The sequence below is a fragment of the Streptomyces antarcticus genome (assembly GCF_026627255.1).
In the GTDB taxonomy this organism is placed as follows: domain Bacteria; phylum Actinomycetota; class Actinomycetes; order Streptomycetales; family Streptomycetaceae; genus Streptomyces; species Streptomyces antarcticus.
This window is the reverse complement of record NZ_JAPNLM010000023.1, coordinates 87090-102329: the sequence shown is the minus strand read 5'-3', so window position 1 is coordinate 102329 and position 15240 is coordinate 87090. Positions and strand designations below refer to the sequence as shown.

At 75.3% G+C, this 15240-nt stretch carries 10 protein-coding genes; 9 read left to right on the top strand and 1 reads right to left on the bottom strand.

The window, feature by feature from the left end; translation table 11 throughout:
• Positions 1–67 precede the first annotated feature (67 nt).
• The 3 genes from OTB16_RS29055 (at position 68) to OTB16_RS29045 (ending at position 3735) form a co-directional block, all read left to right on the top strand.
• On the top strand, positions 68–1933 hold the full coding sequence (locus tag OTB16_RS29055) for a DUF4153 domain-containing protein (RefSeq protein ID WP_267723841.1): 1866 nt from the start codon (positions 68–70) through the stop codon (positions 1931–1933).
• A 384-nt stretch (positions 1934–2317) separates the two neighbouring features.
• Complete coding sequence (locus tag OTB16_RS29050) at positions 2318–3028, top strand: ribonuclease HII (RefSeq protein WP_267723839.1); 711 nt, start codon at positions 2318–2320, stop codon at positions 3026–3028.
• Positions 3029–3036: 8 nt separating this feature from the next.
• On the top strand, positions 3037–3735 hold the full coding sequence (locus tag OTB16_RS29045; RefSeq protein WP_267723837.1) for a hypothetical protein: 699 nt from the start codon (positions 3037–3039) through the stop codon (positions 3733–3735).
• A gap of 170 nt (positions 3736–3905) precedes the next feature.
• Here the strand turns inward: OTB16_RS29045 and OTB16_RS29040 are convergent, their stop codons facing one another.
• Entirely contained in the window at positions 3906–4535 is a 630-nt protein-coding gene (locus tag OTB16_RS29040) for a hypothetical protein (RefSeq protein WP_267723836.1), read from the bottom strand.
• A 372-nt stretch (positions 4536–4907) separates the two neighbouring features.
• Here OTB16_RS29040 and OTB16_RS29035 point away from each other — a divergent pair, with 372 nt between their 5' ends.
• The 6 genes from OTB16_RS29035 to OTB16_RS29010 all read left to right on the top strand — a co-directional run bounded on the left by OTB16_RS29035 (position 4908) and on the right by OTB16_RS29010 (position 14907).
• Positions 4908–7067, top strand: a complete 2160-nt coding sequence (locus OTB16_RS29035; RefSeq protein WP_267723835.1) for a RecQ family ATP-dependent DNA helicase — start codon at positions 4908–4910, stop codon at positions 7065–7067.
• A gap of 274 nt (positions 7068–7341) precedes the next feature.
• Positions 7342–8607 carry a DUF4192 domain-containing protein gene (locus OTB16_RS29030; RefSeq protein WP_267723833.1) on the top strand — a complete coding sequence of 422 codons (1266 nt, stop codon included), beginning with the start codon at positions 7342–7344 and terminating at the stop codon, positions 8605–8607.
• 209 nt (positions 8608–8816) lie between these two features.
• Positions 8817–10802: a glycogen debranching N-terminal domain-containing protein gene (locus OTB16_RS29025; protein WP_267723831.1), complete on the top strand. Its 1986-nt coding sequence runs from the start codon at positions 8817–8819 to the stop codon at positions 10800–10802.
• Between the two features lie 363 nt (positions 10803–11165).
• The gene (locus tag OTB16_RS29020) at positions 11166–11912 is read left to right on the top strand and encodes an NUDIX hydrolase (protein WP_267723829.1); all 747 of its coding nucleotides are present in this window, start codon (positions 11166–11168) and stop codon (positions 11910–11912) included.
• 131 nt (positions 11913–12043) lie between these two features.
• Positions 12044–13828, top strand: coding sequence for an ATP-binding cassette domain-containing protein (locus OTB16_RS29015; protein WP_267723827.1), 1785 nt, complete (start codon positions 12044–12046; stop codon positions 13826–13828).
• Between the two features lie 191 nt (positions 13829–14019).
• Positions 14020–14907 (top strand): FadR/GntR family transcriptional regulator, encoded by an 888-nt coding sequence (locus OTB16_RS29010; protein WP_267723826.1) that lies wholly within the window; start codon positions 14020–14022, stop codon positions 14905–14907.
• The last annotated feature ends 333 nt before the right edge of the window (positions 14908–15240 follow it).

Here is a 15240-nt window from a genome sequence, read left to right as displayed (position 1 = left end):
CCTACTCTGTCCGCTTCGCCGTACCCGTGGGAAACATCCGGGGCGGCCGGTAGGGGAGGGGAACCCGATGTCAGACCAGACCGACGGGGCGGACAGGGCCGGGCCAGGGGCCGGGGCGGCCGATGCGGCCGGGCGTGGTGCGGCGGGAGGCGCCGCAGAGGCGTCGGCCGCCGGGCCGAGTGCCGGTCCGGGTGCCGCCGGCGGTGCCAGTGCCGCTGCCGGGTCGGGCGCGGGCCCGGGTGCCGCGGCCACCGGCGGCGCGGGTGCCGCGGTCGGTGCCGGTTCCGACGCGGGGGCGCCGGCGGCCGCTGCCGGGACCGCGACCGCCGGAGTGGGCGGGGCCGTTCCGCCCCAGCCGACCCCGGGTGACGCCGCCGCCTGGCACGCCTGGCAGGAGCACCTCTTCCAGCAGCGGGCCGCCGCCGCGCGGGCCAAGGCCGCCGCGCCCGCAGACTGGACCGTACGGGTGAGGCCCGCCGAAGCCGCCCCCGTCGGTACCGCCACCCTCGCCGCGGCCCTGGTCGCGGGCCTCGCCTCCGCCCTGCTGCTGGGCAACGGCCTCGGGCTCGGCCTGCTGCTCGCGGTGGTGCCCGCCGCCGTCGCCGCGTACGCCGCCGCCCGCACGGCCCGGCGTACCGCCCGCCCCTGGAGCGTGGCCTGGGCGGTCGGCTGCCTCGGGCTCCTCGCGATACCCGCCCTGCGCGACTCCGCGTGGCCGTCCACGCTCGCGATCCTCGCCGCCGTACTGCTCGGCGCGCTGGCCCTGCACGGCAGCCGTACCTGGCCCGGCATCCTGCTCAGCCCGATCGGCTTCCTCGAGGCCGCCGTGTCCGGCGTCGGCTGGGCCTGGGCCGGGCTGCGCTCACGTAGCGGAGTCAGCCGGGACCGCTGGCTGCCGGTGGCCAAGGCGACCGCCGTAGCCGCGGCCCTGCTGCTCGTCTTCGGCGCCCTGTTCGCCTCCGCCGACGCGGCCTTCGCCGATCTGCTGGGCGACCTGACGCCCGACGTGTCCGTCGGCGACGGGCCCGTGCGCGTCGTGCTCTTCCTCGCCGGAACCGTCCTCGCGCTCGCCGCGGCCCGGGTCGCCGCGGCGCCGATGCGCTGGGACCGGCTCAAGGCGGCTCCCGGCAAGCCGCGGTCCCGTGTCGAATGGGCGCTTCCGCTCATCGTGCTCGACCTGCTCTTCGCGGGCTTCAACGCGGTGCAGCTGACCGTCCTCTTCGGTGGGTACGACAGGGTCCTGCGGAGCACCGGCCTCACGTACGCCGAGTACGCCCGCCAGGGCTTCTGGCAGCTGCTCTGCGCAACGTTGCTGACCCTCGCCGTGATCGCGCTCGCGCTGCGCTGGGCCCCGCGAGGCGGCGCGGGCGACCGGCGTTTCGTCCGCGTGGTGCTCGGGTCGCTGTGCGCCCTGACCCTGGTCGTGGTCGCCGCCGCGCTGCGTCGGATGGACCTCTACGTGGACGCGTACGGGCTGACCCGGCTGCGGGTGTCGGTGGCGGCCGTGGAGCTGTGGCTCGGGCTGGTGATCGTACTGATCATGGCTGCCGGGGTGGTCGGCGCGCGCTGGCTGCCGCGCGCCGTGGCGGGGAGCGCCGCGGTCGCCGTCCTCGCCTTCGCACTGACGTCCCCGGACGGCATGGTCGCCGAGCGGAACGCGGCCCGCTTCCAGCAGGACGGCAAGATCGACCTGGCCTACTTCCAGTCCCTGTCGGCGGACGCGGTGCCCGCCCTCGACGGCCTGCCGGAGCCCCAGCGGTCCTGCGCGCTGCGCGGGATCGCCGACGGGCTGGCCGAGGCCGGCGACGTCCCCTGGTACGCGACGAGCCTGGGCGAGTACCGGGCGCGCCAGATCCTGCGCGAGCGCCCGGTCACCGCCTCGTACGAGGTCTGCTCGCGCCTCGGCGCCTTCGGCAGCCGCGTCGCGTACTGACGCCCGTACGTCCGCGAGGGCGCGGGACGTCACGCATTCGCGCGTCGTCGGACGAACGCCGCGAGAGGTGCTTCACGAATGCGACCCGGCCGCGCCGAACGCCTTCACCACGTCATCCGGTCCGGGCCCACACCGGCCCGGGCGGAGACTGGTCGGGGAGGTCGTAGAGTCCGGAATCGCTGGGGATTTCGTGAGACCGGACGCGGTGCGTCCGTTCGTCGTGGGCGTGGTTCGGGCAGCGATGATCCACCGAGGGGGGTGTGCGGGAGCGAAGGGCGCGAGCCGGATCCCGAAGGGATGGCGGGCCGTCGGCCCCGCGGAGCCGGGGCCTCCGCGGGGCCGGGGTGTGCAGGCGGCCCGGGGCGGCGTAACCTTGCTGGCGCCATGCCGTACGAAGCACCCACCCACACCGTCGAACGCTCCCTCCGTGCAACCACCGGCGCCAAGGTCATCGCCGGGGTCGACGAAGTCGGACGAGGGGCCTGGGCCGGTCCCGTCACCGTGTGTGCGGCGGTCACCGGTCTGCGCCGGCCGCCCGCCGGACTCACCGATTCCAAACTGCTCACCCCCAAACGACGCGAGGCGCTGCTCGATGTCCTGGAGGGCTGGGTCACGGCGCACGCCCTCGGCCACGCCTCCCCGGAGGAGATCGACGAGCTCGGCATGACCGCCGCCCTGCGGCTCGCCGCGGAGCGGGCCCTGGAGGCCCTGCCCGTGCGGCCCGACGCGGTGATCCTGGACGGCAAGCACGACTACCTCGGCCCGCCCTGGCGGGTCCGGACGGTGATCAAGGGTGACCAGTCCTGCGTCGCCGTCGCCGCCGCCTCGGTCATCGCCAAGGTCCGGCGCGACCGCATGATGGCCGGGCTCGGTCAACAGGACGCCGGGATCGAGGGTTTCGCTTTTGCCGCCAACGCCGGATATCCCTCGCCGGTGCACCGCGCGGCGCTGGAGGAGCAGGGTCCGACCCCCTACCACCGGCTCTCGTGGTCGTACCTCGACGCGCTGCCCCGGTGGCGCCACCTCAAGAAGGTGCGCCGCAGCGAGGAAGCGGTGGAGCTGGAAAACGGAGGCCAACTCGGCTTCGATTTCTGATCGCACCCATGTGCCACCGACCGGTACGTTTCGTACCGGTGTCTGACAGACATCAACTCCCGCCTCTCACCCCCGCCATCGAGGAGCCTCAGATTCACGAGAGTGCCCAGGGTCCCCGCGTCACGCCGGCCGCGAGCCGCACCGCGCAGACCCCCCGTCCCGTACCTGGTCCGCGTCCCGCTGCCGTACCGCGGCCCGGACGCCCCGGTCCCGTCCGGCCCGCACCGCCCGCGCAGCGTGCGCCGCAGGCCACCCCCGGACCCGTTTCCGCAGCCGCCCCCGCTCCGGCTCCCGCCGCGCCGTCCGTCTCGGCGGCGGTGCCGCAGGTCCAGCTGATCCCGGCCTCGGCCGAGGGCGCGCTGGACGCGGCCGAAGAGGCCGTCGACCTGCTGCTCGACACCGGGCGCGCGCCCGGTGACATCCTGGTGCTCACCACCGGCGACCCGCACCCGTGGGCCGCCCACGAGCTGTCCTTCGGCGAGGCCGCGTACTGGGCCCTCCACGCCGCCGGCGACGACGTCTTCTACGCGGACGCGGCGCAGGTCCGGCGGGCCGGCGGCCGGCCGGTCGTGGTCGTCGCCGCCAACGGCGGACCGGGCGACGCGCTCGCGGCCGCACTGCCGGTCGCGCGGGCCGGTGCCGGCGCGCTGCTGATCGTGTGCGGCGAGACGGAGCTGGTCAACTCGGTTCTGGGTGCGGGCGTCTGACGCACCGCAGTCGGATCGGGAACGGGCGGCGGGCGGGGCGGGCCACGGGGCCGGCCCCGCTGACGTCCGGGGCCTGACCGCCGTACGCCCGGTTCCGCCGTGCCCGGTTCCGGGTGCGTACGCCCGTCCGCGTACGTACCCGCGCACCGGGCCCGGCGGTGGTGCGGGGGTCAGCGCGCGGCGGTCCGGCGCAGCACGTCGCTCGCGCCGCCCCCGGTGTGCAGGGCGAGCGGGGCGAACTCGGCCCCCGTGTCGCCGAGCCGCTGGGGCTTCGAGTCGGAACTCGGCCGCCGTCCGCCCCGGCCCTCGCCCAGGACCTGCCAGCCGCCGCGCGTCAGGGTGATGTACGCGCCACAGCGCAGCCCGTGCAGGGTGCAGGCGTCCCGCAGCCCCCACATCCAGGCGCCGTCCTCCTCGGTCCAGCGCTCGTCACCCTCACGGCAGTAGAGCAGCACCGCCGTCCGGACCGGGGTCCGGCGCCGCAGGTCGTGCGGGAGGACCCGGCGCAACCGCGACAACAGGGCGTTGCGGTACTCCCAGCCGTCGGCGGAGGGCGACCGCTGTACGAACGAGGCGCTCGCGACGAGCCGCTCCTCCGGGCCGAGAACGGCGATCACCGCAGTCGACGGCACGGGGCCGTGCCGGGACTGCAGCCCGCTGACGATCTCCCGCGGATTGCGCAGCAGGGGAATGCCCGCCGCCGTCCACTCCGCGGGTTCCAGTCGCCGGCCGTGCCGGCTGGCGCCGCCGCTGAGCATGGCCAGGGACGTGCTCGAGGGCTGGGCGAATCCGAAGGTCACGGTCCTCCCTTCGGGTACACGCCCGCGAGCGGGCACGGCTGGAGTGTGGGCGCGCCGCGGCCGGGCCCGGGAGGGTGCAGGGAAGCCGAGCGGGAACACTCCAATTCTCGCGTGGGCCCCGAGCATGCGGCAACGAGCAATTGCCGCAGCCGACCGGAATTCGCCGGTATGCCGTTCATATCCTTGCCCCGCCGCGCCGAAGATGACGCATTCGGGCCCGGCGGGAGCGCCCGTACCAGCGGGAACCCCGGCGCCCCGCCCCGCCCCACCCCGCCTCCGCCCGGTCGGCGGAGGGTCGGGGGGTGGCTCGTGAGCCCCGGGTCACGCTGGGTGAGTTGCGCGATTGTCCGTGCCATCGGGTTGCATGGGGGCATGGACAACCTGGAGCTCCGTTCTGAAGCCGACGCCATCCTCGCTGAGCTCGTCGGTGACCCCGGGGGTTCGGCGCGGCTGCGGGAGGACCAGTGGCAGGCGGTGGCGGCCCTGGTGGAGGACCGCCGACGGGCGCTGGTGGTGCAGCGCACCGGCTGGGGCAAGTCGGCGGTGTACTTCGTCGCCACCGCGCTGCTGCGCAGGCGCGGCTCCGGCCCGACGGTGATCATCTCGCCGCTGCTGGCACTGATGCGCAACCAGGTCGATTCGGCGGCCCGGGCGGGAATCCAGGCGCGCACCATCAACTCCGCCAACCCGGAGGAGTGGGAAACGATCTACGGGGAGGTCGAGCGCGGCGAGACGGACGTCCTCCTCGTCAGTCCGGAACGCCTCAATTCCGTCGATTTCCGCGAGCAGGTGCTGCCCAAGCTCGCGGCCACGACCGGCCTGCTGGTGGTCGACGAGGCGCACTGCATCTCGGACTGGGGCCACGACTTCCGCCCCGACTACCGCCGGCTGCGGGCGATGCTGGCCGAGCTCGCCCCGGGCGTGCCGGTGCTGGCCACGACCGCCACGGCCAACGCGCGCGTCACCGCGGACGTCGCCGAGCAGCTGGGCACCGGCGCCGGCGAGGCCCTCGTCCTGCGCGGCCCCCTGGAACGGGAGAGCCTGCGGCTCGGCGTGGTCCGGTTGCCGGACGCCGCGCACCGCCTGGCCTGGCTCGCCGAGCACCTCGATGAGCTGCAGGGCTCCGGGATCATCTACACGCTGACCGTCGCCGCCGCCGAGGAGGCCACCGCCTTCCTGCGGCAGCGCGGATTCAACGTGGCCTCCTACACGGGACGCACCGAGAACGCCGACCGGCTGCAGGCCGAGACCGACCTTCAGGAGAACCGGGTCAAGGCGCTGGTCGCCACGTCCGCGCTCGGCATGGGCTTCGACAAGCCCGACCTGGGCTTCGTGATCCACCTCGGCTCGCCGTCCTCGCCGATCGCCTACTACCAGCAGGTCGGCCGCGCCGGCCGCGGCGTCGAGCACGCCGACGTGCTGCTGCTGCCGGGCCAGGAGGACGAGGCCATCTGGCGCTACTTCGCCGATACCGCCTTCCCGCCCGAGGCCCAGGTCCGCCAGACCCTGTCAGCCCTCGCCGACGCGGGCCGGCCGCTGTCCGTACCGGCGCTGGAAGCCGCCGTGGAACTTCGCCGCACCCGCCTGGAGACCATGCTGAAGGTCCTCGACGTGGACGGGGCCGTCAAGCGCGTCAAGGGTGGCTGGGCCTCCACCGGGGCCCCGTGGACCTACGACTCCGAGCGGTACGCCTGGGTCGCCCGCCAGCGGGCCGCCGAGCAGCAGGCCATGCGCGACTACGTCGGTACGACCGGGTGCCGGATGGAGTTCCTGCGCCGGCAGCTGGACGACGAGGGGGCCACCGCGTGCGGCCGCTGCGACAACTGCGCAGGGGTCTGGGCCGATTCCTCCGTCTCGTCCGAGACGCTGACGGGGGCGGCGCAGGAACTGGACCGTCCGGGAACGGAGGTCGAGCCGCGCCGCATGTGGCCGACGGGCATGTCCGCGCTGGGCATCGACCTCAAGGGGCGCATCCCCGCCAAGGAGCAGTGCTCGACCGGGCGCGCGCTCGGCCGGCTCTCGGACATCGGCTGGGGCAACCGGCTGCGCCCGCTGCTCGCGGAGAACGCGCCCGACGGGCCGGTGCCCGACGACGTCCTGCACGCGGCGGTGGCGGTCATCGCCGACTGGGCGCGGTCCCCGGGCGGCTGGGCGCCGAACGTCCCGGACGCCTCCGCCCGGCCGGTGGGCATCGTCGCCGTACCGTCCCTGACCCGCCCGCAGCTGGTCGGTTCCCTCGCCCAGGGCATCGCGACCGTCGGACGGCTCCCGTTCCTGGGCGCCCTGACGTACACCGGGCCGGACGGCACGCACGTGGCGCGCCGCAGCAACTCCGCCCAGCGCCTCAGGGCGCTGTCCGGGGCCTTCGCCGTCTCCGAGGAGCTGGCCGCGGCCCTGGCCGCGTCGCCGGGTCCCGTCCTGCTCGTGGACGACTACACCGACTCGGGCTGGACCCTCGCCGTGGCTGCCCGCCTGCTGCGCCGGGCGGGCAGCGAACAGGTCCTCCCGCTGGTCCTCGCCGCTGCGGGCTGAGCGTCGTTCCCTCCCGGGGGCGTGCCCCGGGAGGGAACGACCCCGGGCTTCAGTCCTGGCCTCAGCCCCGGCCTCGGGGCGGCGCCGACGGAGGCCTGAGGGCGGTTTCACCTTTCGCGTAGCTCGTGATCCGGCGTGGTTCTGGAGGCGCTGCTCCGATGTAACCCGATGTGCCCGGCGGGGCGCCGGCGACGGCCTCGACCTGTGGATGTTGAAGGAAAAACAGTTATCCACAGGGGTTTTCGGATCGGATCGCACCCGGGACCTTCGGGACATGACGAACAATCACGAATCGCGCGTCCCGTCCGACCGCCACTCCTCCACTCCGGCCGAGTCCGGCACCGACCCCCGGATCACCCTGCGCAGTCCGGCCGAACTGGCCGACGCCCTGCCCTACATGCTGGGTTTCCATCCGACCGACTCCCTCGTGATGGTCGCCGTCCACGGCGAGGGCGGCCGCTTCGGCGGCCGGCTCCGCGTCGGCATTCCCACCGCCCCGGCGGAGTGGGAGGAGACCGCCCGGCAGGCCGCAGACTGCCTGATCCGCGGCAGCGAGCGGCGCGGCGGCAAGCCCGACGGCATTGTCGTCTTCCTCTGCCAGGAGCCGCGCGACGACGAGAGCGGCCAGCGGGTCATGACCCGGCTGCGACCGCTCGCCCAGCGCGTCCGCCTGGCCTGCGGAGCGCTGGACGTGCCGGTCCTGGAGGCCCTGTGCCTCTCCTCCGGGCGCCTCTGGTCCTACGTCTGCCCGGACGCCCGCTGCTGCCCCGCCGAGGGCAGCAGGCTCGCAGCGGTCGGCACCTCGGTGATGGCGGCCGCGGCCACCTTCGCCGGACTCCAGGTCAGGGGCTCACTCGGTGAGATCGAGAGCCGGCTGGCGCCACTGCGCGGAGCCGTGGCGGAGGAAATGGAGGGAGCCCTGGACCGGGCGGCCGCGGCCCTGGTGCCGAAGATCCTCGACGGGGCGACCCGGGCGGAGGTGGGCGCCGAGACCATCGCGCTGGCCAGGGCCGTCATCCGGCGCATCACCCTCACCCCGCCGGTCGAAGGGCCCCGCGGCGCCGACGACCGGGACGACGGGCTGCTGGGCCACGACGAGGCGGCCGCGCTGATCCTCGGCCTCCAGGACCGCGAGGTCCGGGACGTCGCGGCGGAGTGGATGGAGGACGAGGAGGCCGCCCCCGCCCTGCGGCTGTGGCGGGCGCTGGCACGGCGCTGCGTCGGGGCCTACGGCGAGCACGCGGCCGCCCCGCTCACCCTCGCCGGCTGGGTCTCCTGGTCCACCGGGGACGAGCCGACCGCCCGGATCGCCCTGGGCATGGCGCTGCGGGCGGACGCCGAGTACCGCTTCGCCCAACTGCTCCACCACGCCTGCAACGAAGGCATCGACCCGGAGGGCCTGAGGCAGTGCCTACGTGAGGAACGCCGCCGCCGGGAGCCCCGGCGCGGTCGCCCGCAGGCCGGCACCCGTCCTCCCGGCCGCCGCGACCGCACCACCGCCCGCCGCGCGTCCCGCCGTACCGCCGGGAGCGGGCAGTGAGTCCGCGACCCGGCCGGCGGGACAACCCCGTGCGCCGCCTGCGCAAGGCTCTCGGCGCACCCCTGCGACGTCGCTCCCGCCCCCGGCACGCGAGGCCGTCGCCCGGGCCCGTGACCCGCGCGGGGGTGAGGGCGTTCAGCTGGGGGGTGGTGGGGGCCCGGCCACGCCGCCGCCCAGCTGAACCGACCGGAGCGCAGACAAGGCGACACATGTCCCACCCCGCACCTCCCCGCCCGCCCGGTGTGCCCGCCGCCCGCAGGTCCGAGCTGCCGCCCGTGCACGACACCGTCATCTGCGTCGCCGCGCCCTGCCTGGTCATCTCGCCCGGACACGGCCAGCTGACCGGGCGGGGGATCGAGGGGATCTACCGCTCCGGCCGCCGGCTGCTCTCCCGCTGCGTCCTGCGCGTCGGAGGCCGGGAGCCCGTCGCCGTCCAGGGCCGCAGCCTCGGCGCCGACCGTGCCTCCTTCACCGCGACGGTGCGCACGGGGTCCGAGCCCGGCCCCGATCCCGACATCGGCGTGGAACGGGTGCGCCACGCGGACGGCACCGAGCGGATCACGCTGCGCAGCTACACAGGCCGCCCTGTACGTATCCCGGTGGAGGTGCTGCTCGCCACCGACCTGGCCGACCTGGCCGCGCTGGCCGCCGGCCGGGCGGGGCCCGAGATCCCCGCCGCGGTGCACGTCGCGGGCCTGCGCTGGAGCAGCGGCGAGACCCAGGCCGTCACCGCCGCCGAACCAGCTCCGGACGACGCGCTCGCCTCGACGGGACTGCTGCGCTGGCAGCTCGAACTGGGCCCGGGCGAGTCCCGCACCATCGAGCTGCGGACCACTCAGGACCGGGTGACGCGGGCGAGCGCCGGGCGGGTGGCGAACCCGCTGTCCGACGCCCGGGCCGAGGGGGACGAACCCAGGGCCGAGGCATGGTTCCGAACCAGCGTCGAGGACCTTGGCGCGCTGCTGCTGAGGGACCCGGAGGCGCCGGGTGACGCCTTCGCGGCGGCGGGTGTTCCGTGGCGGCTGGGGCTGGCCCCGGCGGAGTCGCTGTGGGCCGCGAGGATGGCGCTGCCGCTCGGCAGCGGACTCGCCGCCTCCACCCTGCGCATCCTGGCCCGTGCCCAGGCCGGCGGGTCCGGGCCCGGCGCCGGGAAGATCCCGGGGCCGCTGCGCGGGGCCGGCCACCAGCTCCCGCCCGGATGCACCGGCACGGAGGCCACGCTGGCCTTCCCCGCGGTGCTCGCCGAGGCCCGGCTGTGGGGGATGCCCGAGGGGGAGGTCGACCGGCTGCTCCCCGCGGCGGAGCGCTGCCTCGGCTGGCTGCGCGGAGCACTCGGGGAGGACGGCTTCCTGGCCGACCCCGACCCGGGACCGCGGCGCTGCGAGACCCAGGCCCACGCCCACCGGGCCGCCCTGCTCGGCGCCGACCTCCTCGCCGGGTGCGGGCGGCCCGGCGCCGCGGAGTGGCGGGAGTGGGCAGCCGAACTCCGGGAGAGGTTCCGCCTCCGCTTCTGGATCGACGGCCCGGGCGGCGGCCGGCCCGCGGCGGCCCTCCACCCCGACGGCCGGCAACTGCCCCGGCTGACCGGGGCCGCCGCCCACCTGCTCGACACCGGACTGCTCGGCGGGGGCCGGTTCGCCCCCGGACTCCTGGACCGGGCCCGCACCGAACAGCTGGCCCGGCTGCTCGCAGCTCCCGGCATGGACTCCGGATGGGGGCTGCGGAGCATGTCGGTCAGGGAACCGGGGCACAACCCGTTCGGCCACCGCTCGGGTGCCGTACGGGTCCACGAAAGCGCCGTCGCGGTGGCGGGCCTGGCCCAGGCCGGCTTCGAGAAGGAGGCCGCGGGTCTGCTCCGGGGCCTGCTCGACGCGGCGGAGAGCTTCGGGTACCGGCTGCCGGAGATGTTCGCGGCCGAGCAGAGAACCCTCGGCAGCGCCCCGCTCCCGCATCCGGCCGCCTGCCGCCCGGCAGCGGTGGCCGCGGCGGCCGGGATCCACGTACTGACCGCCTTGGCGGGCGTCCGTCCCGACGCCCCCGCGGCGACGGTCGCCCTCGCTCCGCTGCCCGGCGCCCCCCTCGGAGCCCTGCGGCTCTCCGGCCTCCGGGTAGCGGGGCAACCCTTCGCCGTCCGGGTCAGCCGGCTCGGACTCGGCATGGTGGAGGAGGCGGCCGATGTGCTCCAACTGGGCTGATAGCAGGCGTTGTTCGACTCCCCTCCGTACCGTGGTGGTGCGTGGCGCGCAGGCTCGACGTGTCGCCGGGACCGCCGGATCGCGTCCGGACCGCGGGCGCCCCTCCGGCGTGCGAGCGGACGCCCCGGACGCCGTCGGCCCCGTCCTCCGGGCGGACGGCGGGGCGTCGGCCGCGCGTGCCGGTCGGGGCCCCGCCGGGCGAGGTGATCCGGCCGGCCGGCCGGGGGTTCGCGGGCCCGGTGCCGGCACAGGCGGCCGTTCGGAAACCCCGCTGGGCCGCCGGCCGGACGGTGCTCTCCGGACGGGGGTCCTCAAGGTCACCAAAGCGCTGTTTATCGTCAGGCAGACGACTATGATCGCGGCATGTCGCCCTACGACCCGTCGGCCTTTCCGCCCTTTGCCGTCACCGTCGACCTGGTCGTGCTCACCGTGCGGCGCCACGCGCTCTGCGCGCTGGTCGTCCGGCGGGGCGAGCAGCCGTTCCAGGGCCGCTGGGCGCTGCCCGGAGGCTTCGTACGGGCAGACGAGGACCTGGCGGGCGCCGCGGCCCGTGAGCTCTCCGAGGAGACCGGGCTGTGCGCGCACGACCCCGCCGTTCCGGGCGTGGACAACGGGGCGCACCTCGAACAGCTGGCCACCTACGGCGACCCGAAGCGCGATCCGCGGATGCGTGTCGTCAGCGTGGCGCACCTGGTGCTGGCTCCTGACCTGCCGGCCCCCCGGGCCGGGGGCGACGCCAACGGCGCGCGCTGGGCCCCCGTCGACGAGCTCCTGGCCGCCGGCGACCAGGCCACCGCGGGACTCGCCTTCGACCACGCCCGGATCCTCGGCGACGGAGTGGAGCGGGCCCGCTCGAAGATCGAATACTCCTCCCTGGCCACTGCCTTCTGCCCGCCCGAGTTCACGGTGGGCGAGCTGCGCCGCGTCTACGAGGCGGTCTGGGGCGTGGCCCTCGATCCGCGGAACTTCCACCGCAAGGTCACCGGGACCCCAGGATTCCTGGTGCCGGCCGGAGGGACCACGACCCGTCAGGGTGGCCGCCCGGCACAGTTGTTCAGGGCGGGCGGGGCCACCCTGCTCAATCCGCCGATGCTGCGCCCGGAGGTGTGACGCCCCGCCGCCCCTGACGGCGATATCGGCAGTCCATCGGACCGGTTGCGCAGAAAATCGGACATATCGCGTTATCTTGCTTGCGGTACCCACGTTGCCGCAGAGCGGTCTCACCCCCCGCGAGAGAAGCGATGCTCCAGGCCATCGGACTGACCAGCACATCCCGCCCCACCGCCCCGCCCGCCGTGGACGACCTCACCTTCGAGGCCCGCCCCGGGACCGTGACCGCCCTGCTCGGTGAGCCGGGCTCGGGCAAGACCACAGCGCTGCGGCTCATGCTCGAACTCGAACCGGGCCGCGGGGTCACCTACTTCCGCGGCCGCCCCCTGCACCGGATCGCACACCCCGGTCGCGAGGTCGGCGTCCTGTTGGGCGACGTCCCCGGCAACCCCTCCAGGACCGTCCGCAACCAGCTGCGGATGCTGTGCGCCGCAGCCGGGGTGCCGACCTCCCGGGCCGACACCATGCTGGAGGTCGTCGGCATCGCCGGGCTGCGGGACCAGCGGCTCGGGTCGCTCTCCCTCGGCATGGAGCGCCGTGTCGCGCTGGCCTCGGCGCTGCTCGCGGACCCCTGCACCCTGCTCCTGGACGAGCCCGCCGCCGGACTCTCCCCCCGCGAACGCGGCTGGCTCCATGCCCTGCTGCGTGGACACGCCTCCCTCGGCGGAGCGGTGCTCTTCACCACCGACGACGCCAAGGAGGCCGCCCGCAGCGCCGACCGGGTGGTCAGCATCGAGGCCGGCCGTCTCGTCGCCGACCAGGACGCCGCCGAGTTCGCCCGGACCAGGCTCCGCCCCCGGGTGGCCGTCCGGACCCCGCACGCCGCCCGGCTCGCGGACGTACTGGGCCGCGAGGCCCGGGCCGCCCAGCGCGCGGTGGAGGTCGTAGAGGAGAGCGGCAGCCGCCTGTCGGTGTACGGGAGCAACTGCGCCGAGGTGGGCGAGGCGGCGTTCCGGCACGGTGTGCTGGTCCACCAGCTCGCGGACGAGACCGGCGACGCGGGCGCGGCCGTCTCCCCGCTCCCGCATGCCCGCGCCGAAGCCGGGGCCGGGGGCCGGCCGCCGGTTCCGCCGGCCGCCGAGCCGGAACGGAGCCGCTCCCGGCAGTCCCGCCCCCGGCGGCCGGACTCGGCTGTGCGCCGTGTCGGCGGGCCACTGCGGCCGCTGCGCTACGAGCTGCTCCGGGTCTTCGGCACGGCCACCCCCGTCCTCACCGCCGCCCTCGTCATCACCGCCTCCGTCCTCACCACCCTCGTGCTGGCCAGGGCCGGCCACACCCCCCAGAACCGGCTGCTCGCCGCCTGGCCGGAGCTGCTGCCGCTGCCGCCCGCCGCCCTCGGGGCGGGACTGCTCGGCGCACTGGCCTTCGGTGAGGAGTACCGCTACCCCGCGCTCGCCGCCGACCGCGGCACCGTGCCCCGGAGGATGGGGCTGCTCACCACCAAGCTCGGCGTCAGCGCGGCCTTGGCCCTGCTGCTCGGCGCCGCGGCCGTGACGGCCGACGCCGCCGCGCTGGCCCTGGTGTTCGACAGCGGCCCGCTGCGCACGCCCGCGGAGTGGTTCTCCCCGGCGGTGAGTTGGGCCGGGCTGCTCATCGGCTGCGCCTGGGCCGGAGTCCTGGCCTCCGGCGTCTTCCGGTCCGCCACCGCCGGGCTGGCCGCGGTCCTCGCCGTTCCGGTGATGGTGGTTCCGCTGGTGCGCCGGATCCTGGAGGGCCCGTCCGCGTACCCGGCGACCGGACTGGCGGCGCGGCTGCGCGGACTGACCTGGGGGCAGTGGCCCCCGGAGGTGGACCGCGTGCTCCTCGGAGCCCTCCGGTTGATGGCCCAACCTGTGGGAACCGCACTGGTGTTGTCGCTGACGGTCCTGCTGTGCGCCTACGGGTTCACCGGGTTGCGCAGCCGGGTCCGCTGGTGATCGTTTCCGATCCGGAGGGGGCTCCACCCGGACCGTCGCGACCCCTACCGGATGAAGCGGACCACAACTCCCCGCAATAGGCCCGGTTCTTTACGATAAGTCGTCAATTGCGTAGGTGGCACCGATCACCCTTTCGTGTGCTTTTCACCAAAGACCTCAAGGGTGATGGAGGCACGACCGACAAAGGATTCGTGAGTACCCTTGCGCACACCATGATGACCGCCGCCCGCCATGCCGACTCCGGCCTCGCCGGCCCGGGCGATCTCGACCGCTACCCCTACGCGGAGACCCCCGGGTCCGACCGTGTCGGAGCGCCACACTGGGACGGCGCCGATGTCGAGCTGAGCCGCGTGGGCCGCCGCGCGGCGGGCAGCCGCGGCCGCGGACTGCACGGCCAACTCGTCCAGCAGCTCGGCCAGATGATCGTCTCCGGCGACCTCGGCGCGGACCGTCCGCTGGTCCCGGAGGAGATCGGCCAGCGTTTCGAGGTCTCCCGGACGGTCGTCCGCGAATCCCTGCGGGTCCTGGAGGCCAAGGGCCTCGTCAGCGCCCGCCCCAACGTCGGCACCCGGGTCCGCCCGGTCGCCGACTGGAACCTGCTCGACCCCGACATCATCGAGTGGCGCGCCTTCGGACCCCAGCGCGACGAGCAGCGCCGCGAGCTGGGCGAGCTCCGCTGGACCATCGAACCGCTCGCCGCCCGCCTCGCCGCCGGCCACGGCCGCCCGGACATCCAGCAGCGGCTCGCCGACATGGTCGAGATCATGGGCCACGCCCTCGGTCAGGGCGATTCCATCACCTTCGCGCGCGCGGACAACGAGTTCCACGCGCTGCTCATCCAGGTCGCCGCGAACCGCATGCTGGAGCACCTCTCCGGCATCGTCTCCTCCGCCCTCCAGGTGTCCGGCAGTCCCATCACCGCCTGTGACCGTCCGAGCGAGACCTGCGTGGCTCACCACGCGCGGATGGTCGAGGCCCTCGCCGCCGGTGACGCGCTCGGCGCGGAGAACGCCATGCGCCAGCTCCTGACGGTGCATCCGGAGGTCGAGCGCGTGGTGCCCGCCCCGCGCGAGCACTGACGGGCGGACGCGCGGGGGCGCGGGGGTGTACGACATGTCGCCGGGCCCGGTCGGGTCCGGCGACACGGGCGTCCGGCCCCGTTCGGCCGATGCCGTCGCGGCCGTGTCCGACCCCGGCTGCCCCACCAGGTCCGCGCCGGCCCCGCCGGGCGCTCGCGTGTGAGGCCGTGCGGCGACCGGGTCGTGGCCGTGCCGGAACCGGGGCGTATGGCCGTATGACCGCGATGAGCGCATACGGGGTGTGACTCGGGCCACGAAGATTGGGCGTAACGCTCCGCGAGGTCACGCGATGACCTAAGAGGTGATGGCCGACGGAGGGAATGCAGCAGCCCT

Coding starts and splice junctions, on each gene's coding strand:
- OTB16_RS29055 (WP_267723841.1), top strand. CDS start 68: ATGTCAGACCAGACCGACGGGGCGGACAGGGCCGGGCCAGGGGCCGGG.
- OTB16_RS29050 (WP_267723839.1), top strand. CDS start 2,318: ATGCCGTACGAAGCACCCACCCACACCGTCGAACGCTCCCTCCGTGCA.
- OTB16_RS29045 (WP_267723837.1), top strand. CDS start 3,037: ATGTGCCACCGACCGGTACGTTTCGTACCGGTGTCTGACAGACATCAA.
- OTB16_RS29035 (WP_267723835.1), top strand. CDS start 4,908: ATGGACAACCTGGAGCTCCGTTCTGAAGCCGACGCCATCCTCGCTGAG.
- OTB16_RS29030 (WP_267723833.1), top strand. CDS start 7,342: ATGACGAACAATCACGAATCGCGCGTCCCGTCCGACCGCCACTCCTCC.
- OTB16_RS29025 (WP_267723831.1), top strand. CDS start 8,817: ATGTCCCACCCCGCACCTCCCCGCCCGCCCGGTGTGCCCGCCGCCCGC.
- OTB16_RS29020 (WP_267723829.1), top strand. CDS start 11,166: ATGTCGCCCTACGACCCGTCGGCCTTTCCGCCCTTTGCCGTCACCGTC.
- OTB16_RS29015 (WP_267723827.1), top strand. CDS start 12,044: ATGCTCCAGGCCATCGGACTGACCAGCACATCCCGCCCCACCGCCCCG.